Raw genomic sequence first — 22,334 nt, forward strand, 5'->3', positions numbered from 1 at the left:
GAAACCGCCCGCCACCCCATTCGCGGATTAAATCCCCCCTGCAGCCTCCGGTTAACACCCCTGTTAATCAGCAAATCAAATCAGCAAACGCCCTGGAGCCCTTGCGGCTCTAGGCACTCATCCATTTGTTAACACCCATTGATTTGCTGAAAAGGCGTTAACTGCTAACGCCTGGAGCTTTACCGGAGCTTTACCGGAAAATCTGGTAACGGTGGAGTAACGGTGGGGTAACGTTACCGGCGTCAGGCGATGTCACGACGAGTCACGCCCGCTGAACACGTGTTGGACGGACGTTGAAACCGATCGGGTTTCTTCTGGGTTAGCACCGGGTTTGCCTGGTGCTCGACATCGCCTAGGAGGTGGCGAGGGCTCGCCGAGGTGTCGCCGAAATACCTCGAATTCGAGGGATCTAGATGTGAGCCAGGATCACTTGATGTCGGATAATCCGGCATCAAAGCAGGGGGCGACCGAAGTGGGATTTTCCCACCTCGCCAAACTGCCAGATCCGGCACTGAGTGCCGAGAACGCCACACTGTGGCACTCCCGCCACGGTGGCGAGACTACCAATTCTGGTAATTCCGACGCGGCCAGGTTGCGGGATTTCAGTATGCGGAAAACCAGCAAACTGGAGTGCGGGAAAGGCGCAGGCTGGAGCAGCGCTGCGAAATGTGAGTAGGAATGTGAGTAGGAATTTAAACCTCCAGCCAATGACGCAGCGATATCGCCGTCCGTAGCCATCAGTTCGATTCCGTCCCTGGCACCATTAATACCGTCAAAAAGCCTCAGCCATGTGCTGGGGCTTTTTGTTTTCAGCCCCCTCACACCGCTGCCGCGCACGATGCGAACGGCGCTGCCAATCTCACTGCGAAGCCTGCCGCAGCATGGCCCGCCGGCATCAGGCGTGCCCAAGCCCGCCCTCACTGACGGTAAGCATCAACCTCTCTGCCGGCAGTTCGCCCAGCACGACCTGGTCGTCCAGGTGGGCGCCATCATCGCCGAGAGCGTATCCATGGCCGATTCCGTGCGGACCATCACCGTGCCACAGCAGCTTCATGATCTGGGGGTACGCATCAGCATCGATGACTTCGGTACCGGTTACTCCTCCCTCAGCTACCTGCACCGTTTCCGCCTGAATGCCCTGAGGGTCGACCGCTCCTTCCTGGCCCAGTTCGACCAGTGCGAGGAGAGCTTGGAGATAGACCGCAGCCGGATGGACAAACCGCGACCGATCCTGGCGCTTTCGTCGCGCCAACCGAGTAACCATTTGATCACAAAGGAAAAAGACAAAGGATCGGCGCAAAGGCGCGAAATCCGGGCATTTCGGCACGAGCTCCGCGAGTTTTTGCTACCGCGACAAGCAACTGCAGCGATGCGACAAACTCACCTACAGAACCCTCCAGGGGCTCTCCGTCGGCTTTCGCCTGGCAAAGCGCTATGCTAGCTTCCCCTCGCCAGGAAGGCCGCCCCACCGCCAGAGTGCCCCCGAACAATAAGAGGACCCCCCATGGCCCAAGCCACGCCAGCGCTTGAAATCCGTAACTTGCACAAACGCTACGGCGATCTCGAAGTGCTCAAGGGCATATCCCTCACCGCCAACGACGGTGACGTGATCTCCATCCTCGGCTCCTCTGGCTCCGGCAAGTCCACCTTCCTGCGCTGCATCAACCTGCTTGAGAACCCGCACCAGGGCCAGATCCTGGTGGCTGGAGAAGAACTCAAGCTCAAGCAGAGCCGCTCCGGCGAACTGGTCGCCGCCGACAACAAGCAGATCAATCGCATGCGCAGCGAAATCGGCTTCGTCTTCCAGAACTTCAACCTCTGGCCGCACATGACGGTGCTCGACAACATCATCGAAGCGCCGCGTCGCGTACTCGGCCAGAGCAAGGCCGAGGCCACCGAAATCGCCGAGGCCCTGCTGGCGAAGGTCGGCATCGCTGACAAGCGCCATGTCTATCCGACCCAGCTCTCCGGCGGCCAGCAGCAACGCGCAGCCATCGCCCGCACCCTGGCCATGCAACCGAAGGTGATCCTGTTCGATGAACCCACCTCGGCGCTTGACCCGGAAATGGTACAAGAAGTGCTTAACGTGATCCGCGCGCTGGCCGAGGAAGGCCGCACCATGCTGCTGGTCACCCATGAAATGAACTTCGCACGGAATGTCTCCAGCGAAGTGGTTTTCCTGCATCAGGGGCTGGTAGAAGAGCAGGGACCGCCACAGCAGGTATTTGACAACCCGCTGTCGGCGCGCTGTAAACAATTCATGTCCAGCAATCGCTAAAACACGGAGCAAGAGCGCAATGAAGAACTACAAGAAGATTCTGCTGGCTGCGGCCGCCACCCTCGCTTTCGGCACCAACGCCGTCGCCGCCGACAAGCTGAAGATCGGTACCGAAGGTGCCTACCCGCCCTTCAACCTGATCGATGCCAGCGGCCAGGCCGGCGGTTTCGACGTCGAGATCGCCCAAGCCCTCTGCGCCAAGATGAAGGCCGAGTGCGAAGTGGTGACCTCCGACTGGGACGGCATCATTCCCGCCCTGAACGCCAAGAAGTTCGACTTCCTCGCCGCCTCCATGTCCATCACCGAAGAGCGCAAGCAGGCCGTCGACTTCACCGACCCCTACTACACCAACAAACTGCAGTTCATTGCCCCGAAAAGCTCTGACTTCAAGACCGACAAGGCCAGCCTGAAAGGCAAGGTAATCGGCGCGCAGCGTGCCACCATCGCCGGAACCTGGCTGGAAGACAACATGGCTGACGTGGTCGACATCAAACTCTACGACACCCAGGAAAATGCCTACCTCGACCTGTCTTCCGGCCGCCTCGATGGCGTACTGGCCGACAAGTTCGTCAACTGGGAATGGCTGAAGAGCGATTCCGGCAAGGACTTCGAGTTCAAGGGTGACCCGGTGTTCGACAACGACAAGATCGCCATCGCCGTACGCAAGGGCGACCCGCTGCGCGAGAAGCTGAACGCCGCGCTGAAGGAAATCGTTGCTGACGGCACCTACAAGAAGATCAACGACAAGTACTTCCCCTTCAGCATCTACTGACCTGCACGTCCGGTGCCGCCCAGCGCGGCACCGGCGCCTGAGCTCCCATGACCCTAGACCTCTACGGATTCGGCCCGGCCCTGGCCGCGGGCACCCTCATGACCATCAAGCTGGCGCTGTCCGCGCTTGCGGTGGGCCTGGTGCTCGGCCTGCTCGGCGCGCTGGCAAGGACTTCCCCCCTCAAACCACTGCAGTGGCTGGGCGGCACCTACTCCACACTTGTGCGCGGCGTCCCTGAGTTGCTCTGGGTGCTGCTGATCTATTTCGGCACGGTCAACCTGATGCGCGCCCTGGGTGAATGGATCGGCTACCCCGAACTGGAACTGAACGCCTTCGCCGCGGGCACCATCGCCCTGGGCCTGTGCTTCGGCTCCTACGCCACCGAAGTCTTCCGCGGCGCCATCCTGGCCATCCCCAAGGGACACCGCGAAGCCGGCATGGCGCTGGGCCTGTCCAAGAACCGCATTCTCTGGCGCGTGATCCTGCCGCAAATGTGGCGAATCGCCCTGCCGGGCCTGGGTAACCTGTTCATGATCCTGATGAAGGACACCGCACTGGTTTCCGTGATCGGCCTTGAGGAAATCATGCGTCGCTCGCAAATCGCCGTGACCTCAAGCAAGGAGCCTTTCACCTTCTTCCTGGTGGCCGCCTTCATCTACCTGGGCCTGACCATCCTCGCGATGATCGGCATGCATTGGCTGGAGAAGCGCGCAGGCCGTGGCTTCAAGCGGAGCGCAGCATGAACTGGGAAGTCATCCTCAAATACCTGCCACAGCTGGCCCAAGGCGCCATCCTCACCCTGGAGCTGGTGGCCATCGCAGTGATCGCCGGCCTGATCCTGGCGCTGCCCATGGGCATTGCCCGCGCGTCCCGCCATTGGTACGTGCGCGCCCTGCCCTACGGCTACATCTTCTTCTTCCGCGGCACGCCCTTGCTGGTGCAGCTGTTTCTCGTCTACTACGGCCTGGCGCAGTTCGATGCAGTGCGCAAGGGCCCGCTCTGGCCGTACCTGCGCGACCCCTTCTGGTGCGCTGTAATCACCATGACGCTGCATACCGCGGCCTACATCGCCGAGATTCTGCGTGGCGCCATCCAGGCCGTACCGCCGGGCGAAATCGAGGCGGCACGGGCACTGGGCATGTCACGCTTCCAGGCATTGGTGTACATCATCCTGCCGCGTGCGGCGCGCATCGGCCTGCCGGCCTACAGCAACGAAGTGATCCTGATGGTCAAGGCGAGCGCCCTGGCCAGCACCGTCACCCTGCTGGAACTCACCGGCATGGCGCGCACCATCATCGCCCGCACCTACCTGCCGGTAGAGATCTTCTTCGCCGCCGGCCTCTTCTACCTGCTGATCGCCTACGTGCTGGTGCGAGCCTTCCGCCTGCTCGAACGCAAATTGCGGGTGGATGCCCTGCAGGGCCGCTGAACCCGCGACCGCTCCTCGCCCCCGGGAGAGGAGCGGTGCCGGCGACGCTATAATCGCCACCCCTGATTCCCCATCGCCTAGCCCGCATGACCAACCCTGCGCCCCTCCAAGGCCCGCACCTGCGGGAACGCTTCGCCGCCCTGGACGACTTCCTCCTCGCGCACCAGGACATCTGGCGTCCCGTGCCCTTCACCGAACTGGAACTGCCCTGGGAACGCCAGCACCCCGAACTGGCCGCATGGCTACGCGGCCGCACCCTGGCAGAAGCAGAAGCCATCCATAACAACCCGGAACAGTTGCAGGCGCCGGCGCCTTATCCACAGCTTGCAGCGCGGTGCGCCGACCTCAGTTGCATCGGCGAGCTGCCCGCAGCGCAGATAGCCGCAGTGCCCAACAGCTTCACGGTGGACGTTCCCGGGCGCAAATGGCAGCAGATCGACGCCTTCGCCAGCCGCCTGCGGTTTGACCAGGCACCAGGCCACTGGCTGGACTGGTGCTCCGGCAAGGGGCACCTGGGACGCCGCCTGGCCCATGACGGCGCATCGCTGACTTGCATCGAGCTCGACCCGCAACTGGTTGCCAGCGGCCAGCAACTCAGCCAGCGCCTGGGGCTCGCCGCCAATCATCACCAGCAGGATGCCTTGGCCGATGACGCCGCACAGCACCTCGCGCCCGAGCACACAGTGGTCGCCCTGCATGCCTGCGGCGACCTGCACGTACGCCTGTTGCAACTGGCCAACGCGGCCGGCTGCCGGCAACTGGCCGTAGCACCCTGCTGCTACAACCGCATCCGCACACCCGACTATCAGCCACTGTCCACGACAGCATCAGCCTCCGCACTGCGCCTCAGCCACGCCGACCTGCGCCTGCCAATGAGCGAGACCGTCACCGCTGGCGCCCGCGTGCGGCGCCAACGCGACCAATCCATGGCCCGCCGCCTGGCCTTCGACCTGCTGCAGCGAGAACTGCGCGGCGAAGACCAGTACCTGCCGACGCCCTCCCTCGCCACGAGTTGGTTGGCCAAGCCGTTCGCCGATTATTGCCGGGACCTCTGCGCACTCAAGGGTCTCCCGCAACCACAGCCGCGCGACTGGAAAGCGCTGGAGGCCGCGGGCTGGCAACGCCTTGCCGTGGTACGCAACCTGGAACTCCCCCGCAGCCTGTTCCGCCGCCCTATGGAACTCTGGCTGCTACTGGACCGCGCCCTGTTTCTTGAAGAACAGGGCTACCAGGTCAAGCTCGGCAGCTTCTGCTCGCCCCAACTCACACCACGTAACGTCCTGCTACTGGCCGAACGCTGAGCTTACCCACAGAACCTGTGGATAACTTTGTTGATGAAATCTGGGCAACTCACTGTAAGGCCCCGCCTTGCGCAACCAGCAGGCGTTGAGCATTTTCTGGACAACAGATAAAGCGCCAATAAAAACAAACACTTGACGAAATCCGAGATGTAGCGCACAGATTTCAAGCACGATCGTGCAAAAAAGATCACCTTTGTGCATAAGCCACGCCATGCTGATGCTCAAAGCTGCTTGAAGCTCGCTTACAGAGGTTTACTCGCGGCGCCCAATCGCTATAATGGCCGCCCCTCCTGGCCGGTATAGCTCAGCTGGTAGAGCAACTGACTTGTAATCAGTAGGTCCCGGGTTCGACTCCTGGTGCCGGCACCATACAAATCAAAGGCTTACGAGAGATCGTAGGCCTTTTTTGTGGGCAAAATTTGGCTTGGGGTAGGATTGGGGTAGGGTTTTGACACCCCCTACCCTGTTGGTTAGAAAAAAATCGCGCCGACCTCAATACCGTTTGTCCGAAATTTATCGCGACCCAGGTCATCTTGGTGCGGATTGCCTAGCGACCCTAAAATCGTCAGACGCATTCTTAGTCATCTTGAAGGCCATTCATGGCGAAGGCCTTTTTCGCCCAGATGCCTTAAAGTGGGATCTTGCACAGCCCCTGAGAGCTGAATAGTGTGAATGGGCGGGTCAACAGACCTGACTTCAGGATCACTGCCACCATGAGGCAACTTGTTATGGTGGCTGTATGCGGGGCGCTTCGGCGCGCCGAGTTCCTAGAGTCTCGGTCTACCAACCCGCATACAGCCGCCACCCTCTCGTTTGGTAGCGAGTGATGGCGGCCTCTAAAACTCTAGAGGTCACCCTATGCACCAGAGCAACTCATCCCCGGGCTTTACCCCGCTACATGCCAACGAGCACAACAGCCTGCTTGGCTATCGAAGCGATGCCCAAGCAGCCGAACTCTATGACGAAGCCATGCAGCGACAGCACGCTGTCTTAGGCCTACTCTGCGCGCTCAGTGGTACATCCATTTTGAATGAGCTTTCAGACGAGCCACTAGGTGGATGCATACAAGCGATTCGGCTGCTGTGCAGCGATGCTGCAGGGCTGTACTCCGCAGCATGGGAGAGGATGCAGCGAGGCGCCGCCTAAAGCACAGTGACCAAGGGTAAGGGGGCTGCCCATCTCATCCGCACGCCTCCAAGACAAGCCCTCACTGGCATCCAGTAACTGGGCAATTCGGAGCGCCCCACGGAGCGAACCGCGCGTCCATTTTCAAAAAGGGCAGGTGTTACTCACCTGCCCTTTTTGATAAAGCCAGCTCATCTTCAAATCGCTGCACAAAGTCGACAAGACCAATGTTCAGTGCAATGCAGATGTCGCGCAGCTGAACAAGATCAAGACGACGCAGACCGCGCTCGATGTCGCTCGCGAAAGACTGCGGACGTTCAAGCGCCTGAGCAAACTGCATCTGGGTCAAACCAGCCTCCACCCTGCACTGCTTCAGCAGCCTGAGCAGCACCAGATTTTCTTCTCGATACACCGACTTTTCCAACGAGGACCACCTCACGACTTGACAGCATGCGAGGGTATATCTAATCTACAGTTATCTGATTTACCGATATTCAGATTGTTTTGATAATCCCCTTTTCAAGGAACCCCTTGATGAACACCACAGCACAACCCTCCTCCCCAAGCCCGAAGCTTCAGCTCACGCTGAACAAGCAAACGCTAGAAATCCACATGGAGCTGAATGCTCTACTCACCTCCTTCGGTGCACCAACTGACTTGGCCCAGGTTGCCGCTACGGCATGGGAACGCGACCTGCTGATCGAAGATGACACTGAATCTAAATCCACGTTGTACTCCCTGCCGGTCCGGCTGATTCCAGCGTTCATTGATCAGATCCTTGATCAACTGAGCGCGGAGAGCAGCGCGGAAGCAATCCAGTTCAGGGATGGTTTCCGTGCAGTAGAGGCAAGCGCCAACAAGCTCATCACGCTGACACAGACTAACAGGCCCGAAGTGCTCGACCTCATGCGGCAATGGATGGAAAAGGCCCCGGCCAGCCATGCACTGCACGAACTCATCGCTGCGCAATTTAAGCGCTCGACAGCCTTTGCCCCGAACCCAGCCACCCAAGGGGTCCAGTAATCCAATGCGCACATCCAAAATCAAAATTCAGGGGCTGACTATTCCTTATCTGATCGGCAGCGACAGTGAGCGCTTCTGGCCTATGCGGCCGATATGCGAAGCGATGGGGCTGAACTGGCACTCTCAAGCAGCCAAGCTGCATCCCCCCCGTTACAGCCCTCGTGAGCATGATGTATCACTGCCGGGCCAGCCTCTTATGAAGCGGGCGCTGTGCCTGCCGCAGTCAGAGTTCGAGTTCTGGCTGAAAAGCTTGAGCTCGCGCAAGGTGTCCCCAGTCGTTCGGCGGCATCTCGATCAGTTACGCACTCACTTTTTTGGCGGAACAACGACTGTGGAGGAACAGCCCCCAGTGCCAGCAACAGCTGCTGCACCAACAGTCCTGAACCGAATTCTGAACTGGCGAACGCAACAGGCAGATCCAGCCAATCGTCCGGAACTGCTCAAGCAGATTACCAACCAATTCCGAGGCTCTAACGGTTTTGGAATTGCCGAGACTCAAGACCATCAACTACGTGCAGCAGTCGCTTCTCTCAGCTCGATCATCTATCAGCATGATCGCTCAAAGACGCCGAGCCAGATGCCGATTTCGCTGCGGGTCGATGCGATCATCAAATCCATTGTTGAGACTCGCACACAGCGTATGCATTTGCCTGACGCGGATTTCGCTGCCCTGCTCTGTGGCATCGACTTGGAGCAGCAGCATCGTCAGACCTGCAACATGCAACAGACGCCATGAGTGGTAGTGGGCAGCCAGCTGCCCCAGCTACGAACCAAAACGTCACCAGCCACCCTCAGGGGATGCAGATCGATCAGCCATGAGCTCACTGAGAGATATCACAGAGCTGTTGTACGTAGCAGGAGCGCCCATGACCGGCAGTTCCATGTCCGACGAAGAGGCACTCAGCTATGCCCGAAAGAACTTCCCCTATGGAAATTTTTGCCTGGTGCGTGACTGGCTGTGGCTCGATATAGAGACCACGGACGCTCAACGGCATGCCCTGGAGAAGACACAACGCCAGCCGGCTTTGATCTATGCGCACCAGGTTGTCTTCGACAGCGAGCGACGATGGGATGTCGGCGACTTCGTGAGAACTTCGCTACTGCATCAGTTCAGCGAGGGATTTCATTTCAGAACGCTCAATTCTGTGTACCTGCTACTGGGCCCCGGTACTCGCAAGCCTGCCAGCGCCGACACCATCGCATGCCTGATATAAGCCATGGAGTATCCCGGAGAACACACGGGCGTCAACCCGGAGTTGATCATTGATCTGTGAGGAGCAGTAATGCGCCCAATTTCTCCCGAGAATATGCAGAAGCTGCGCAAGGCTCTGGCATACCCTTTCAGCAAGCCGGTCACGGCCTATCTCACAGATGCTCATATCGCAGCATGCTGCTGCCTGGGAGTAACGCACCGGCATGTCAGGGCTGATCCGCTCGGGGGGCGATTTACCGATGGGCGTCTGATTCGCACCTCGGACATCCTGCGTATCGAACTGGAGGGAGCGTTCTGGGTGTTGCATACATACAAAGGAAGTTTCTACGTCATCGCCTCGTTCCACCCAGATGGATACCAATCCCTGGTGGACTATCAGGCATTTCTGCCTCAGGGCTTCTATCCGACGCCTGATCGGCTCCACTGACACAATCAGAAAGAGGCCAAGCCGCGTCATGAAGGCCATAACGCCTTCTTCACCTCCATGCCTGGGATCATTGCTGGTCTTTCCGGGGATATCAACGACCTGTTCCTGACTCACCTTTTCTGGGCCGGCCCGATGTGTAGCGAGCCAATCCAAGGGGCGTTGCTACTCAAGATTGGGGCCCAAAATCTGCGACACGACTCCCGTGCCGCATGGGCGATTGCGACATAGCTGGCAACCAGTACTCCGGCAGCCAGTACTCCGGCAGCCACAGGCAGAAACCGGCCAAAAGTGGACCTTATTAGTGCAGAACCCTTTTTTCACTAGAGAGAAACAGAGCTCTTGTTCTTTCCACTCTTTAATGCCCGGTGAATCGAGGGCGGATGTGCTTTAAGCAAATCCAGGAAATCCTCTAAGTAAGAAGGCATGTCCTGTTTGAGGGTAACGGCATGCCAATGGCGGATGGACCATTGCGCATCTAGCGGGCGTAGGACTACATCCCCGGAGTCAACCCAGCGCTTGGCTGCCCAGCGAGCCATGACTGTGACGCCTAAATTGGCGCTGCACCACTCCAGAATGGCCTCTGTCAGCGGCATTTCGGTCACGTTGAGCTTGCTTATCTGCAGGTCATTAAACATGGCGCGAAGCAGGCGGGTTTTGCCCGAGTGGTACAACAGCAAATGCTGATCGAGCAATTGCTCAGGAAGAATGGAGTCTGACTGAGCCAGTGCATGATTTGACGACATGACCACCACCATGTCGTCGCTAAAAAGCAGATGGTTCGAGAATTTATCGCTGGCAGGCGACATGCGGATGGCAATGTCCAGTTCGCCAAACTCTAACTGCCGGGATAGGTCATTGCTGATTTCAGGTTGCAGTTGAATGCGTACACCGGGATGTTGCTGCTGATAGAGGGGAATGACACGAGGCAGCCAGTGGAACGAGGTGTAGCACTCGGTTGCCATGCGGATGCAGGCATCCCCGCCCTGTTTAAGGTGGTTCAGGTCGTCGCTCATGGACGCCAGTTCGCCGAGTATCTTCTCGGCCGCTTCTAATACACGGCGCCCGAGTGGTGTGATCACCATCTTCTTGCCATGCCGATGAAACAGACTGCCTGCCAGGGTTTCTTCGAGCACTTTCAACTGATGGCTCAATGCCGATTGAGTCAAGTGCAAGCCCTTGGCGGCTGCTGACAGGCTGCCGGTACTGGCAACAGCGCTAACCAACCGTAAATGGCGAATCTCAAGGCGCTTTAGCAACGACTCCATGGAATCAGCCCATTGTTTTATAAATTAAAGAAATTCATCATTTATACAAAAATAATGAGATGGATTCACAATTTTGTCGATCTTACACTGGCCGCGTACTGACCACCACCTGAAAGGACTGCCCATGTACGCCCTGTATTATCAACCCTTTGCTTGTTCTTACGCGGTGCATGCTGCATTGGAAAAGACCGGCCAACCCTTTGCATTGCATAGGGTGAATTTGCTGGCAGGCGAGCAGCAGACAGAGGCTTTTCTGGCAATTAATCCGCAAGGTCAGGTGCCCGTGCTTCAGTTTGAAGGCGAGACGCTGACCCAGGCCGGGGCGATTCTGTTGAGGTTGTCGGAATTGCACCCAGAAGCGGCGCTGATGCCTGATCCATCATCGCCGTTAAGAAATTCGGCGTTGAAAGCCCTGTTCTATTTGTCGAGCACTTTGCACCCGGCTTTTGCAGTTCTGTTTCACCCTGAGCGAACGTCAAATTCAGCCAGGGATGAAGTCAAAGCCATGTCTCTTGAGAGGGTTAAAGTGCAGCTTCGGTATGTTGATGGCGTGTTTGATGAACATACCTACTGCACGGGCGAACACCCCTTTGCGCCGGACTATCTGTTATTGGCGATTTTGAATTGGTGCCGCTTATTTCAGATATCGCTAGACGCCTTCCCCAATATCAAGCGGTTTGTAAACGCTATGAACGAGCTGGCAGAGGTGAAGAAGGCTTCAATGACTGAGAGTCAAGCAATGGTGACTTAACAGAGGCGACATCAGGGATAGGCGACTGGTCATCATGCAAGACCTAAGTACTGACTCACCCTGTTTCTGGCGAGAGGCAACCGGTTAAATCAGGCAGCTATTGGCCGGTTGCCGCCTGTCGTGATCGACTCTTCCTCGGTGCTCAGGCGAGCAAATCAGTGCAAATGGCTGGTCAGATGAGTGCCATTGCATATTGGCAAAAGCAACAGACAGCCCCATCCGTACGAAAGCTGTTTGCCCCTATGACATAGCCTAACTGCGACACCCTAGGCGTGTCGCAAGCTCGCGCAGCGATACGAATCTTGTGTCGCATGCGCTAGTAGCGATATCCCACGCATGTCGCAGACTCGATTTGCGACAGGCTAGGAGTGTCGCCGGGCACCGGTGCGACACTCCTAGCCTGTCACCAACATGCGCTGCGATACGCTGACCATGTCGCATGCAGCTAGCTGCGATACACCCCGCATGTCGCAACTGCGGTTTGCGACACACTTACTGTGCCGCATGCGGCATTAACAGTGCCTGATCAGGCACCGAAAGCAGCCGGAAGTGGCACCATCACCGCCACCTCTGGCGCAAAGAGTGCCCAAACTGGCACTGCTTTTATTGGCTATATTTCGACATAAAAACAATATAAATCAATCACTTACACTAAAAATACACAACCAAAACCTCGACCAATGGCAAGTATTTTTGAAACCATCGTTTTTTGATGCATCTCCGCTAGCGGGCTTCGTGCTGCCAAGCTCGTCCCTTCAGCGCCACAGGCGCTGGCTGCTTTTTGATTTTGATGACAAAAGGCTTGCGCGCGCTTTTGCTCCACGCGCACGCTGAATGTAGATGAAGCGTGTCGCGTGAGTGAGAGCGCGCACCTCTTACTCGCGGCGCGAGTAAGAGGGCGTTGGGGCAGTTCGGACGGAACAAGAAAAAACGAAGCGAAGGCGTAGTGCATTTCAGTTCAGGCCGAACTGACACAACGCCATTCGCGCAGCGGCTTAGCTTTGTCATCAAAACAACAAAAAGAGATGACGACCATGCAACCAACAACCTTGAAGCGGTACCAAACCCGAGCACGCAATTTTTATCAGCATCGCTGCGGCGAGGCTGATCCATCTTCGGCGCAGATCTGCGCGGCTTTACTTGCCTGCGCAGGTAACTATTGCCCCAACTCATTTAGCACGCTCAAAAATTCGCTGATGAACGATCAGCTTGCTCGTGGCAACAGCGACACAGCTACTGCAATCAGAAAGCTGATCAATCCGGTCACAGCACCTAAAAGCACGATACCCAGAAAATCCAAGCTGAAACAGATTCGTAAAGTCCCATTCGAGGACTTCAAAGCGCTGTACAAGCACCTTCATGCCGGGGGTAATCTCGATGAAGCCGCCTCGCTTGTCCTGGCGAACTGCATAGGCGTGCGCCCTTGTGAGATGCGGACGATCTCCGTCACAGGAAACCTAGTGCAAATCATCGGTGGCAAAAAATCCGCAGAGTTGCATCGCGGCGCTGACCGAACCCTGGTGATCGACAAACCCAACATTCTGAAATTGATTGAATGGGCCGCACATAGGATGTCGAATTGCCCGCGCACTAACACGGCTATTCGAGATCGATTTCGCCGGGAGTCACGAGCTCTATGGTCGAGGCGCCGACAGGTTCCGACCTTGAAGAGCTTCCGGCATCAGATGGGCTCGATCCTCAAGGCTTCTGGCGAAAGCCCAGAATCCCAGGCGTACGTCATGGGGCATCAGTGCATCAGCTCCCTGAGCGTTTACGGGGATAGCCGACTGGGGACAGGCATGAAGGCTCACATTCGTCCCGCCGATAGCGCTGACCTGACAAGCATTCGCCAGCCACAGAAGCCCCCAAGGTACGGTCAAGGACGCAGCCTGGGGGTGATCGAGTTTCCTGCCGCCACCAGAGGGCATTGGTATACCGAGATGAAAAGTCGACGTGACGAAAAAAACCAGCGGACGCCGTAACGTCATCGTGGATATAGGCTCTCGGGAAGTAAGGTGCTCACCCTGGATAAACCGTTTCATGGGCTTCCCTTGCGATGAAATTCTCAGAAATCATAGCAAGGGTATGTCCGGGTGTTTTTACACACTCTGGGCCGACTGTGGCCCACCACAACAGGCAGAAATCGGCCCAGGCTGTGTAAAAATCTATGGTCACCCCCACACCCCGCGAGGGCTACGCTCTCGCAGGGTTCATCTCGGAGGCCATCGCCATGAACAAAGTTGCACTGGTGGGTATCGATCTCGGCAAGCACAGCTTCCATCTGCATGGTCAGGATGGGGCAGGCCGGGCGGTCTTTCGCAAGAAACTCTCGCGACTGCAGATGATGCGGCTCTTCGGCAATCTGCCAGCCTGTACGGTGGTCATGGAGGCCTGCGCCGGAGCCCACTTCACGGCGCGGGAGCTCAACAAGCTCGGACACGTCGCCAAGCTGATCGCACCGCAATTTGTCAGACCGTTCGTGAAGAGCAACAAAAACGACTTCGTGGATGCCGAGGCCATCTGCGAGGCCGCGTGCAGACCCTCCATGCGCTTTGTCGCACCCAAGACTGAGGCACAACAGACGCTGTCTGTTTTGCATCGCATGCGTGACGCCTTGGTGCGTGAGCGCACACAGGCCACCAACCAGGCACATGGTTTCCTGCTGGAGTTCGGCATCAGCCTGCCCAAGGGCCTGGCAACCATGAAGCGACTCCCGAGCACTTTGTCAGAGCACTCGTTGCCGCCGCAGCTGATGCAGTTGCTGATGCGACTGCATCAGCACTTCCTCTACTTGGATCAGCAGATCAAGGAGTTGGAGGGGCAACTGGAGACTCAAGTAGCCGAGGATGACTTGAGCAGTCGGTTGCTCAGCATGCCAGGGGTCGGCCCGATCACAGCCAGCTTGCTGGCGGTCGAGATGGGCGATGGCCGGCAATACGCCAGTAGCCGCGACTTTTCCGCATCACTCGGGCTGGTGCCCCGGCAGTACAGCACAGGCGGTCGCACCAATCTGTTGGGCATCAGCAAGCGGGGTGACAAGCACCTCAGGCGTTTGCTGGTTCAGTGCGCTCGCGTCTATCTGATGCGACTTGAGCATCAGCGCGGGGCATTGGCGACTTGGGTGCGGTGCTTGCTCATTCGCCGCCACTCGAACGTGGTGGCTTGCGCACTGGCGAACAAACTGGCCCGCATTGCCTGGGCGATTGCCGTTAAGCACACTCGATATGAAACCGAGCCAAACGGCTTGACCGCCTGACCCTACTGACTGAGCAGTACCACGACCACCTTTTCCGGTTTTGCGATAGCTGAACAGACGATGACGTGAACGGCCCACCGGCCTGACGAAGAACCTGATGTAAAAACTGGCTTTCGAAGCCGCCAACGTTTTCAGGATCGTCAGGCGCGACTCTCATCGAGGCGCGGAGCTTGCTCCACCCAGACGCCGGATAGATTTAGGCAAGCCTAACGTTCATCGCCGATCAGTATTGCAAAAGTGGGGGTGACCATAGATTTTTACACGGTCTGGGCCAAAAGCAGCCAGTAGTCAGCCAGACCTACAGGCGTCAGATGGCCCAGAGTTGAGGTATTCCTCATGACTGTTATTGGTAATCTTTCCAGGCTCAACTTTCTGACCCAGATCAACGCAAGTCAATTGTTTGCTGCAGCAATGCGACGTCGCACAAAACTATCTGCTATCATCCCGCCATCCACCTGAGTAGTAACTTGCCGTGCGTCGAGTTAGCTTGGTTCTGCTGCTGATTGTTAGCCTCGTGCTGCCGGCCTTCGGCGGTATGGCTTTGAGCATGCCGGCACAACCCTGTCCGATGCAGAGCGGTGATCATCAGGGCCACGCGATGGCCGACGCTCCCTGCTGCGATCACGCTGACCTGGCGGATGGGGTGGCAGACAAATCCCCCTGCAAATCCGGTCAGGACTGCAAGACCGCCAGCCTGCTGCAGACCGTAGTGATCAAGACGTTCCCCCCGCGCCTTTCCCGCCCCGAGGTATTGCCGAGCCAGTCGGTGATCGAGCGCGAGCCCGCCGGGCTCTGGCGCCCCCCCCGTTTCGCCTGATGTCGTGATCCACCACGTCTGCATCGCAGGCGTGCCGTTGCTACCTTGCACTGCGTGGTAGCAACTTCGATCAACGCATTGGAGGCGAAAGCATGTCCGCTTTCCTTTTTCCACGCTGTGGCTATCTCGGCGTGTTGGCTGCCGCATTCTGGGCAGCTCCCTGGCTTGCCGCGCAGGCACAGCCCCTAACCTTCGAACGAGCCCAAGCTCTGGCCGAACAGAGTGCCCCTGAGAACCTCGCGCGCCAGGCGCAGGTGGCATCGGCACAGCAGGCTGTAGGGCCCGCAGACGCCTTGCCCGATCCCAAGCTGATTATAGGCATCGACAACCTGCCGATCGAAGGCCCTGACCGTTACACACTTAATCGTGACTCCATGACCATGCGCCGCATTGGACTCATGCAGGAGGTACCAAACGGCGACAAGCGTCTGGCCCGTCGCCAACTGGCCGAAGCCTCCATGACGCGGGCCGAGGCCGAGCAGCGTGCCATGCAGTTGGAAATCAAGCGCCAGACGGCAGTGAGCTGGCTGGACGTGTACTACGCCGAACGCAGTGTTGGCCTCTTCGATCAACTGGACCGTCAGATCGAGATGCTCCGCTCGACCGTGCAATCGCTGATTGCCGGCGGTAGTGCTCAGCCTGGCGAGCTGTTGCAGGCCGACCAGGAAGCTTTGGCGTTACAAGATCGGCGAGATGAACTGAATCGCGATGTGGCAGTAGCTCGTGCCAAGCTGCGCCGCTGGATAGGCAACGAGGCTGACCAGCCTTTGCAAGGAGATGTTCCCAATCTGAACCTGGTGGCACCGCACCTGCAGCAACGCATTGCCTCACACCCTGAGTTGCGCGCTGCCTCCGCCCGAGTCGGCGAGGCTAGCGCCGAGCTGAACGAGGCCATCGCCGAGAAGACCCCCGACTGGGGTGTTGAGTTTGCCTACAACAATCGCGACAACCAGTTCGGCGATATGGTGATGGTGCAATTCACGTTCGACCTGCCGTTGTTCGTAGGCACACGTCAGGGGCCCAAGATCAACGCCAGACAACAAAGCGTGTCGCAGATGGAAGCCGAGCAGGAAGCATTACTGCGCGCCCATCAGGCTGAGCTGGAAGGCGGTATTGCCGAGCTTGAGCAACTGCGCAGGACCTTGTCACGCACCGAAAAAACCTTGATCCCGCTTGCAAGCAAACGTGCCGATCTCGAACTTGCCGCTTACCAGGCCGGCAACAGCCAGCTGACATCCGTCCTCACCGCCCAGCGCGACCTGATCGAGGCTCAGCTACGGCAGATTGAACAGCAGCGCAAGCTGAGCCAGCTCTCCGCAAGCCTGTACTACGCCTATGTGGAGGGACTGAAATGAAGATATCGGCATTTGGTTTTGCGGTCGCCTTGCTGGCCGTGGGCATTGGCGCGGCGGGCGGTGGCTACTGGCTGGCCCAGCGGCAAGCCAAACACGAGATCCTGCCTAGCTCCGCACCGACGGACGAGCGCAAGGTGCTCTATTGGTACGACCCGATGCAGCCTGAGCAGCGCTTCGATAAGCCGGGCAAGTCACCTTTCATGGATATGGAACTTGTCCCTAAATACGCAGGATCCGAGCAGGATCCGTCTGTCCTGAGCATCCCCGCTCAAGCCGTGCAGAACCTCGGAATGCGAACCTCGATGGTGATCCGAGGTGTACTGCCCTCGGATATCGAGGCGGTGGGTTCCCTGGCCTATAACCAGCGAGAAGTGGCGAACCTCCAGGCCCGCGCCGGCGGATTCGTCGAGCGGGTTTACGGTCGCGCCCCGGGCGATGTGCTGCCTGCCGGAGCCCCCCTGGTCGACCTGCTGATTCCCGAATGGTCCGCCGCGCAGTTGGAGTTCCTGGCGGTACTGCGTACCGCTGACACTCGCTTGATAAGTGCGGCCCAAGAGCGCCTGCGCCTGCTTGGCATGCCTCAAACGTTGATCGAGCAGGTCCGCCACAGCGGCAAACCACGGGCGGTGCAAACCCTCACCACACCTATCAGCGGCGAGCTCCAAGCCTTGCAGGTACGCGCCGGGATGACCGTCGAAGCCGGGCAGGATCTGGCGTTGATTAACGGGCTATCCAGTGTCTGGCTCGATGCGGCGATACCCGAGGCCATGGCCGGAAGTATCCAGGTCGGGGACGAGATCCGCGCCAACCTGACGGCCTTTCCTGATCGACCGCTGCTGGGCCGCGTCATAGCCTTGCTGCCGAGTGCCGATCCGCAAACACGCACGCTCACGGTACGCAGCGAGCTACCCAACCCTGCCGGTAAGTTGCGCCCCGGCATGTTCGCCGCCGTACGCCTGAACAGTGCCGTCGAACAATCCACGCTTCTTGTGCCGAGTGAAGCCGTGATTCGCACCGGGAAGCGTGCGTTGGTGATGCTGGTAGAAGGCGATGGGCGCTACCGCCCCCTGGAAATAACCTTGGGCCGCGAGGCTGATGGGCGTCTGGAGGTGTTGTCCGGTCTTGAGGAGGGTCAGGCGGTCGTTACCTCCGGCCAGTTCCTCATCGATTCGGAGGCCAGCCTACAGGGTGTCATGGCCAGCCATGCCGAGCAGGACAATAAGAAGGAACTACATGAGGCCCATGGTGTGATTCGTGCTCTGGACGCGGAGTCAGTCACCCTGGAGCACGGGCCCTTCGAGAGCCTGAATATGCCAGGTATGACCATGGCTTTTCCATTGGTCAGCTCAGAAGTAGCTGTGGGACTTAAGCCAGGAGATCACGTACGTATCGGCGCCCGCCAGAAAAACTCCGGCCTGATGATCGAGCAGCTCAGCAAGGAAGGAGACCAGCCATGATCGCACGTCTGATCCACTGGTCTATCGGCAATCGCTTTCTGGTGCTGCTGGCGACCCTGTTCATCACCGCCCTGGGCATCTGGTCGCTGCGCAACACGCCGTTGGATGCACTGCCGGATCTGTCCGACACCCAGGTCATCATCCGCACAAGCTTCCCCGGGCAGGCACCGCAGATTGTCGAGAACCAGGTGACCTACCCGCTGGCCACCACCATGCTCTCGGTGCCGGGGGCGAAGACAGTGCGCGGCTACTCGTTCTTCGGCGACTCCTTCGTTTATGTGCTGTTCGAGGACGATACCGACCTCTACTGGGCACGCTCGCGGGTGCTGGAGTACCTCAACCAGGCGCAGGAACGCCTGCCCGAGGGTGTTACCACCACCCTTGGGCCGGATGCCACCGGCGTGGGCTGGATCTACCAGTACGCCTTGGTCGACCGCAGCGGCCAGCATGATCTTGCCCAGCTGCGGGCACTGCAGGACTGGTTCCTTAAGTACGAACTCAAGGGCCTGCCCAACGTAGCCGAAGTGGCCACCCTCGGCGGCATGGTCAAGCAATACCAAGTGCTGCTCGATCCCCAGAAGCTGGTGGCTTATGGGGTAACTCAGCAGGAGGTCGAAGCGGCGCTGAAGAGCGCCAATCAGGAAACCGGCGGCGCCATCCTGGAGCTGGCAGAGCGCGAGTACATGGTCCGGGCTTCAGGCTATCTAGAGAGCCTGGCGGATTTCCGCAATGTGCCGCTGCGGGCTTCGGCCAGCGGAGTTCCGGTGCTGCTGGGTCAGGTGGCCACCATTCAGTTGGGGCCAGAGATGCGTCGTGGCATTGCCGAGCTGGATGGCCAGGGTGAAGTTGTAGGTGGCGTGGTCATCTTGCGCTCCGGAAAGAATGCCCGCGATACCATCGCCGCGGTGAAGACCAAGCTGGACAGCCTGAAGGGCAGCTTGCCGGCCGGCGTCGAGGTGGTCACCACCTATGACCGTTCGCAATTGATCGACCGCGCCATCGATAACCTCAGCTACAAGCTGCTGGAAGAGTTCGCGGTGGTTGCCCTGGTTTGCCTGATCTTCCTCTGGCACCTGCGCTCGTCGCTGGTCGCGATCATCACCCTGCCCCTGGGCATCCTGATGGCCTTCATCGTCATGCGCTACCAGGGCGTCAATGCCAACATCATGTCGCTCGGCGGGATCGCAATCGCCATCGGCGCCATGGTCGATGCCGCCGTGGTGATGATCGAGAACGCGCACAAGCACATCGAGGCCTGGAAGGCTCGACACCCCGGCGAACCGCTTCAGGGCGAGGCGCACTGGCGGGTGATCGGCGAAGCTGCGGCCGAGGTCGGGCCGGCGCTGTTCTTCAGCCTTTTGATCATCACCCTGTCTTTCCTCCCGGTCTTCACCCTGGAGGCCCAGGAGGGTCGCCTGTTTGGCCCGCTGGCATTCACCAAGACCTATGCCATGGCTGCCGCTGCTGGCCTCTCGATCACCTTGGTACCGGTGCTGATGGGCTATTGGATTCGTGGGCATATCCCCAGCGAACAACAGAACCCCTTGAATCGTTGGCTGATCGGTGCATACCGGCCGGTGCTGGAGTGGGTGCTGGCTTGGCCTAAGGTGACCCTAGCGCTGGCCTTGCTAGTGTTTTTGTCCAGTCTCTGGCCCCTCAGCAGACTCGGAGGAGAGTTTCTACCGCCGATGGACGAGGGCGACCTGTTGTACATGCCATCAGCCCTGCCCGGCTTGCCGGCCAGCAAGGCCACCCAGCTGCTGCAGCAAACCAACCGGATGATCCTCACGGTGCCCGAAGTGGCACGGGTATTCGGCAAGGCCGGGCGAGCAGAGACCGCCACCGATCCAGCACCGCTGGAAATGTTCGAGACCACGGTGCAGTTCAAACCACGCGATCAATGGCGCGCGGGGATGACACCCGAAAAGCTGATCGAGGAACTGGATCGCGCGGTAAAAGTTCCGGGGCTGTCCAATATCTGGGTGCCGCCCATCCGCAACCGCATCGACATGCTGGCGACGGGGATCAAGAGCCCCATTGGGGTGAAAGTGTCCGGAACCTCCTTGGTCGACATCGAGCGCATAACGCGCGATATCGAGGCCGTGGCCAAAGAGGTGCCTGGGGTGAGTTCGGCCTTGGCAGAACGCCTTACTGGCGGCCGTTACGTGGACATCCAGATCGATCGACTGGCCGCGGCGCGCTATGGCCTGAGCATCGCCGATGTGCAGGCGGTGGTATCGGGCGCCATCGGCGGCAGCAATATTGGTGAGACGGTTGAAGGACTGGCCCGCTTCCCGATCAACCTGCGCTATCCCAAGGAGTGGCGAGACAGTCCGCAGGCACTACGGCGTATGCCGATCCTCACGCCAGCCGGCCAACAGATCACCTTGGGCACCGTCGCCCAGGTTAGTCTGACCGAAGGGCCGCCAATGCTGCGCAGCGAGAACGGGCGTCTGTCCGGTTGGGTCTATGTCGATGTCCGTGGGCGCGACCTGGCATCGACCGTGCGCGAGTTGCAGCAACGCGTAGCTGAGCAGGTACAACTCGATGCTGGCATGACCGTCTCCTACTCCGGTCAGTTCGAGTTCCTGGAGCGCGCCAATGCGCGGCTGGCCTGGGTGGTGCCAGCGACCTTGTTGATTATCTTCGTGCTGCTCTACCTGACCTTCAGCCGCTTCGGTGAGGCCCTACTGATCATGGCCACCCTGCCCTTCGCCCTATCGGGCGGCATCTGGCTGCTCTACTGGTTCGGCTTCAACCTCTCGGTCGCCACTGGCGTGGGCTTCATTGCCCTGGCCGGCGTCTCGGCAGAGTTCGGGGTAATCATGCTGCTGTACCTGAAGAATGCCTGGCATGCACGTATGGATGCAGGGCGCAGCGACGATCCGGCCCTACTGGAGGCAATTCGCGAAGGAGCTGTCCTGCGTGTCAGACCCAAGGTGATGACCGTTGCCGTGATCATCGCTGGCCTGCTGCCCATTCTCTGGGGCGGCGGAGCGGGTTCAGAGGTCATGAAACGCATTGCCGCACCTATGGTTGGCGGCATGATCACAGCCCCGCTGCTGTCCATGCTGGTGTTGCCTGCCGCCTATTGGTTGATGCGTCGACGGGGTAAACGAAAGAGTTACTAACCACAGGAGCTATAGCTCTGAATGTTCAGGTGAGCCCCTCCGCCATATGACGAAGGGGCTTATCTGTCTTAAATCACGCGTTTAACGCTCAGGTAATCGCCCTTGGTCTTCAGCGTGATGGTCACGTCGCGGTTGCTGCGGTTGCGCCAGAACCAGCCGTGTGTACCGTCGAAGATGGCGGTGAATTCACCCTTGTCGCCCTTGATCTGCTTACCCTTGCTATAGCTGTGGTAGTAGCCCTTTGGGCCGTTGTAGGGTTCGCCATGGGTGTCGTGGTTGACCGGAACACCATTGGTCGTCCACTCGTAGCTGACCGTGGCCTTGTTCAGCATCTCCAGCTTGATTTCACTGGCCTCACCTGGCTTCAGGGTGACGGTTATCTCGTCAGACTTCAGGGCTGGCTGCGGCTCAGCTACTGGTTCGGCCACAGATGCTGCTGCAACAGGCTCTTGAACTACTGGCTGAACAGGTACAGGAGCTTGAGCTACGGGAGCCGCCGCTGGCTGAACCGATGCATCCGCTGCCGCTTCTTCGGCCAGGGTTATCTTCATTTCGCCCATCTGGGTCAGGCCGAGTACGCGACCAACGCCCGTCGGGTCGATGGCGTACTCCGAAGGCATCACCACGGTGACCAGTAAGGCAGCGGCAACACCCACGGCGATCACAGTGGAGCGCAGCAGTTGGCGGCTGGTCGGCAATTCGCTTTGGGTCGGGAGTTTGGTATTGAACATGCT

22 protein-coding genes and 1 tRNA gene are annotated in these 22,334 nt (G+C 58.9%); 19 read left to right on the forward strand and 4 right to left on the reverse strand.

All coding sequences use genetic code 11. From position 1 onward, the window contains the following. Positions 1-426: 426 nt before the first annotated feature. A complete protein-coding gene (locus tag FFS60_RS28620; RefSeq protein WP_171016487.1) occupies positions 427-909 on the reverse strand; it encodes a hypothetical protein in 483 nt (160 codons plus the stop codon). Between the two features lie 100 nt (positions 910-1,009). Between FFS60_RS28620 and FFS60_RS29225 the strand changes: the two genes are divergently transcribed. From FFS60_RS29225 to FFS60_RS05935, 7 genes are all read left to right on the forward strand, one after another. Next, positions 1,010-1,441, forward strand: coding sequence for an EAL domain-containing protein (locus FFS60_RS29225; RefSeq protein ID WP_274802496.1), 432 nt, complete (start codon positions 1,010-1,012; stop codon positions 1,439-1,441). Between the two features lie 63 nt (positions 1,442-1,504). Then, entirely contained in the window at positions 1,505-2,278 is a 774-nt protein-coding gene (locus FFS60_RS05910; protein ID WP_028629888.1) for an ABC transporter ATP-binding protein, read from the forward strand. Positions 2,279-2,297: 19 nt separating this feature from the next. After that, positions 2,298-3,050 (forward strand): ABC transporter substrate-binding protein, encoded by a 753-nt coding sequence (locus tag FFS60_RS05915; RefSeq protein ID WP_137821393.1) that lies wholly within the window; start codon positions 2,298-2,300, stop codon positions 3,048-3,050. Between the two features lie 47 nt (positions 3,051-3,097). Next, positions 3,098-3,793: an ABC transporter permease gene (locus tag FFS60_RS05920; protein ID WP_137821394.1), complete on the forward strand. Its 696-nt coding sequence runs from the start codon at positions 3,098-3,100 to the stop codon at positions 3,791-3,793. Next, positions 3,790-4,479, forward strand: coding sequence for an ABC transporter permease (locus FFS60_RS05925; RefSeq protein ID WP_028629891.1), 690 nt, complete (start codon positions 3,790-3,792; stop codon positions 4,477-4,479). The genes FFS60_RS05920 and FFS60_RS05925 overlap by 4 nt, the downstream gene beginning before the upstream one ends. Before the next feature lie 86 nt (positions 4,480-4,565). Next, complete coding sequence (locus tag FFS60_RS05930) at positions 4,566-5,780, forward strand: methyltransferase (protein ID WP_137821395.1); 1,215 nt, start codon at positions 4,566-4,568, stop codon at positions 5,778-5,780. Positions 5,781-6,073: 293 nt separating this feature from the next. Then, a tRNA-Thr gene (locus tag FFS60_RS05935) sits at positions 6,074-6,149 on the forward strand. Between the two features lie 916 nt (positions 6,150-7,065). Here the strand turns inward: FFS60_RS05935 and FFS60_RS05945 are convergent. Then, positions 7,066-7,329, reverse strand: a complete 264-nt coding sequence (locus FFS60_RS05945; RefSeq protein ID WP_137821397.1) for a helix-turn-helix domain-containing protein — start codon at positions 7,327-7,329, stop codon at positions 7,066-7,068. Positions 7,330-7,439: 110 nt separating this feature from the next. Here FFS60_RS05945 and FFS60_RS05950 point away from each other — a divergent pair, with 110 nt between their 5' ends. The 4 genes from FFS60_RS05950 to FFS60_RS05965 all read left to right on the forward strand — a co-directional run bounded on the left by FFS60_RS05950 (position 7,440) and on the right by FFS60_RS05965 (position 9,568). After that, positions 7,440-7,928: a hypothetical protein gene (locus FFS60_RS05950; RefSeq protein WP_137821398.1), complete on the forward strand. Its 489-nt coding sequence runs from the start codon at positions 7,440-7,442 to the stop codon at positions 7,926-7,928. Between the two features lie 4 nt (positions 7,929-7,932). Next, positions 7,933-8,664, forward strand: coding sequence for a phage antirepressor N-terminal domain-containing protein (locus tag FFS60_RS05955; RefSeq protein ID WP_137821399.1), 732 nt, complete (start codon positions 7,933-7,935; stop codon positions 8,662-8,664). A gap of 130 nt (positions 8,665-8,794) precedes the next feature. Next, positions 8,795-9,142, forward strand: coding sequence for a hypothetical protein (locus FFS60_RS05960; RefSeq protein ID WP_137821400.1), 348 nt, complete (start codon positions 8,795-8,797; stop codon positions 9,140-9,142). A 69-nt stretch (positions 9,143-9,211) separates the two neighbouring features. Beyond that, the gene (locus tag FFS60_RS05965; protein ID WP_137821401.1) at positions 9,212-9,568 is read left to right on the forward strand and encodes a hypothetical protein; all 357 of its coding nucleotides are present in this window, start codon (positions 9,212-9,214) and stop codon (positions 9,566-9,568) included. Positions 9,569-9,888: 320 nt separating this feature from the next. Here the strand turns inward: FFS60_RS05965 and FFS60_RS05970 are convergent, their stop codons facing one another. Then, positions 9,889-10,833 (reverse strand): LysR family transcriptional regulator, encoded by a 945-nt coding sequence (locus tag FFS60_RS05970; RefSeq protein WP_137821402.1) that lies wholly within the window; start codon positions 10,831-10,833, stop codon positions 9,889-9,891. 124 nt (positions 10,834-10,957) lie between these two features. Here FFS60_RS05970 and FFS60_RS05975 point away from each other — a divergent pair, with 124 nt between their 5' ends. The 8 genes from FFS60_RS05975 (at position 10,958) to FFS60_RS06010 (ending at position 21,600) form a co-directional block, all read left to right on the forward strand. Then, positions 10,958-11,584 (forward strand): glutathione S-transferase family protein, encoded by a 627-nt coding sequence (locus FFS60_RS05975; RefSeq protein WP_137821403.1) that lies wholly within the window; start codon positions 10,958-10,960, stop codon positions 11,582-11,584. Positions 11,585-12,166: 582 nt separating this feature from the next. Continuing rightward, a complete protein-coding gene (locus tag FFS60_RS05980; RefSeq protein WP_137821404.1) occupies positions 12,167-12,418 on the forward strand; it encodes a hypothetical protein in 252 nt (83 codons plus the stop codon). A 200-nt stretch (positions 12,419-12,618) separates the two neighbouring features. Further along, on the forward strand, positions 12,619-13,566 hold the full coding sequence (locus FFS60_RS05985) for a site-specific integrase (protein WP_256658039.1): 948 nt from the start codon (positions 12,619-12,621) through the stop codon (positions 13,564-13,566). Positions 13,567-13,814: 248 nt separating this feature from the next. Further along, on the forward strand, positions 13,815-14,840 hold the full coding sequence (locus FFS60_RS05990) for an IS110 family transposase (protein ID WP_137821406.1): 1,026 nt from the start codon (positions 13,815-13,817) through the stop codon (positions 14,838-14,840). Between the two features lie 487 nt (positions 14,841-15,327). Further along, positions 15,328-15,657: a hypothetical protein gene (locus tag FFS60_RS05995; RefSeq protein ID WP_171016489.1), complete on the forward strand. Its 330-nt coding sequence runs from the start codon at positions 15,328-15,330 to the stop codon at positions 15,655-15,657. A gap of 92 nt (positions 15,658-15,749) precedes the next feature. Next, positions 15,750-17,012 (forward strand): TolC family protein, encoded by a 1,263-nt coding sequence (locus FFS60_RS06000; RefSeq protein ID WP_137821407.1) that lies wholly within the window; start codon positions 15,750-15,752, stop codon positions 17,010-17,012. Next, complete coding sequence (locus FFS60_RS06005; RefSeq protein WP_137821408.1) at positions 17,009-18,469, forward strand: efflux RND transporter periplasmic adaptor subunit; 1,461 nt, start codon at positions 17,009-17,011, stop codon at positions 18,467-18,469. The genes FFS60_RS06000 and FFS60_RS06005 overlap by 4 nt, the downstream gene beginning before the upstream one ends. Beyond that, positions 18,466-21,600 carry an efflux RND transporter permease subunit gene (locus FFS60_RS06010; protein ID WP_137821409.1) on the forward strand — a complete coding sequence of 1,045 codons (3,135 nt, stop codon included), beginning with the start codon at positions 18,466-18,468 and terminating at the stop codon, positions 21,598-21,600. The genes FFS60_RS06005 and FFS60_RS06010 overlap by 4 nt, the downstream gene beginning before the upstream one ends. 68 nt (positions 21,601-21,668) lie before the next feature. Here the strand turns inward: FFS60_RS06010 and FFS60_RS06015 are convergent, their stop codons facing one another. Continuing rightward, the gene (locus FFS60_RS06015) at positions 21,669-22,331 is read right to left on the reverse strand and encodes a transmembrane anchor protein (RefSeq protein WP_137821410.1); all 663 of its coding nucleotides are present in this window, start codon (positions 22,329-22,331) and stop codon (positions 21,669-21,671) included. Positions 22,332-22,334: the final 3 nt, after the last annotated feature.

The organism is Pseudomonas sp. D(2018) (assembly GCF_005502555.1).
GTDB lineage: Bacteria > Pseudomonadota > Gammaproteobacteria > Pseudomonadales > Pseudomonadaceae > Metapseudomonas > Metapseudomonas resinovorans.

Excerpts from the sequence above, each read along its gene's own strand:
- FFS60_RS29225 (WP_274802496.1), top strand. The coding sequence starts at position 1,010 with ATGGCCGATTCCGTGCGGACCATCACCGTGCCACAGCAGCTTCATGAT.
- FFS60_RS05910 (WP_028629888.1), top strand. The coding sequence starts at position 1,505 with ATGGCCCAAGCCACGCCAGCGCTTGAAATCCGTAACTTGCACAAACGC.
- FFS60_RS05915 (WP_137821393.1), top strand. The coding sequence starts at position 2,298 with ATGAAGAACTACAAGAAGATTCTGCTGGCTGCGGCCGCCACCCTCGCT.
- FFS60_RS05920 (WP_137821394.1), top strand. The coding sequence starts at position 3,098 with ATGACCCTAGACCTCTACGGATTCGGCCCGGCCCTGGCCGCGGGCACC.
- FFS60_RS05925 (WP_028629891.1), top strand. The coding sequence starts at position 3,790 with ATGAACTGGGAAGTCATCCTCAAATACCTGCCACAGCTGGCCCAAGGC.
- FFS60_RS05930 (WP_137821395.1), top strand. The coding sequence starts at position 4,566 with ATGACCAACCCTGCGCCCCTCCAAGGCCCGCACCTGCGGGAACGCTTC.
- FFS60_RS05950 (WP_137821398.1), top strand. The coding sequence starts at position 7,440 with ATGAACACCACAGCACAACCCTCCTCCCCAAGCCCGAAGCTTCAGCTC.
- FFS60_RS05955 (WP_137821399.1), top strand. The coding sequence starts at position 7,933 with ATGCGCACATCCAAAATCAAAATTCAGGGGCTGACTATTCCTTATCTG.
- FFS60_RS05960 (WP_137821400.1), top strand. The coding sequence starts at position 8,795 with ATGACCGGCAGTTCCATGTCCGACGAAGAGGCACTCAGCTATGCCCGA.
- FFS60_RS05965 (WP_137821401.1), top strand. The coding sequence starts at position 9,212 with ATGCGCCCAATTTCTCCCGAGAATATGCAGAAGCTGCGCAAGGCTCTG.
- FFS60_RS05970 (WP_137821402.1), bottom strand. The coding sequence starts at position 10,833 with ATGGAGTCGTTGCTAAAGCGCCTTGAGATTCGCCATTTACGGTTGGTT.
- FFS60_RS05975 (WP_137821403.1), top strand. The coding sequence starts at position 10,958 with ATGTACGCCCTGTATTATCAACCCTTTGCTTGTTCTTACGCGGTGCAT.
- FFS60_RS05985 (WP_256658039.1), top strand. The coding sequence starts at position 12,619 with ATGCAACCAACAACCTTGAAGCGGTACCAAACCCGAGCACGCAATTTT.
- FFS60_RS05990 (WP_137821406.1), top strand. The coding sequence starts at position 13,815 with ATGAACAAAGTTGCACTGGTGGGTATCGATCTCGGCAAGCACAGCTTC.
- FFS60_RS06000 (WP_137821407.1), top strand. The coding sequence starts at position 15,750 with ATGTCCGCTTTCCTTTTTCCACGCTGTGGCTATCTCGGCGTGTTGGCT.
- FFS60_RS06005 (WP_137821408.1), top strand. The coding sequence starts at position 17,009 with ATGAAGATATCGGCATTTGGTTTTGCGGTCGCCTTGCTGGCCGTGGGC.
- FFS60_RS06010 (WP_137821409.1), top strand. The coding sequence starts at position 18,466 with ATGATCGCACGTCTGATCCACTGGTCTATCGGCAATCGCTTTCTGGTG.
- FFS60_RS06015 (WP_137821410.1), bottom strand. The coding sequence starts at position 22,331 with ATGTTCAATACCAAACTCCCGACCCAAAGCGAATTGCCGACCAGCCGC.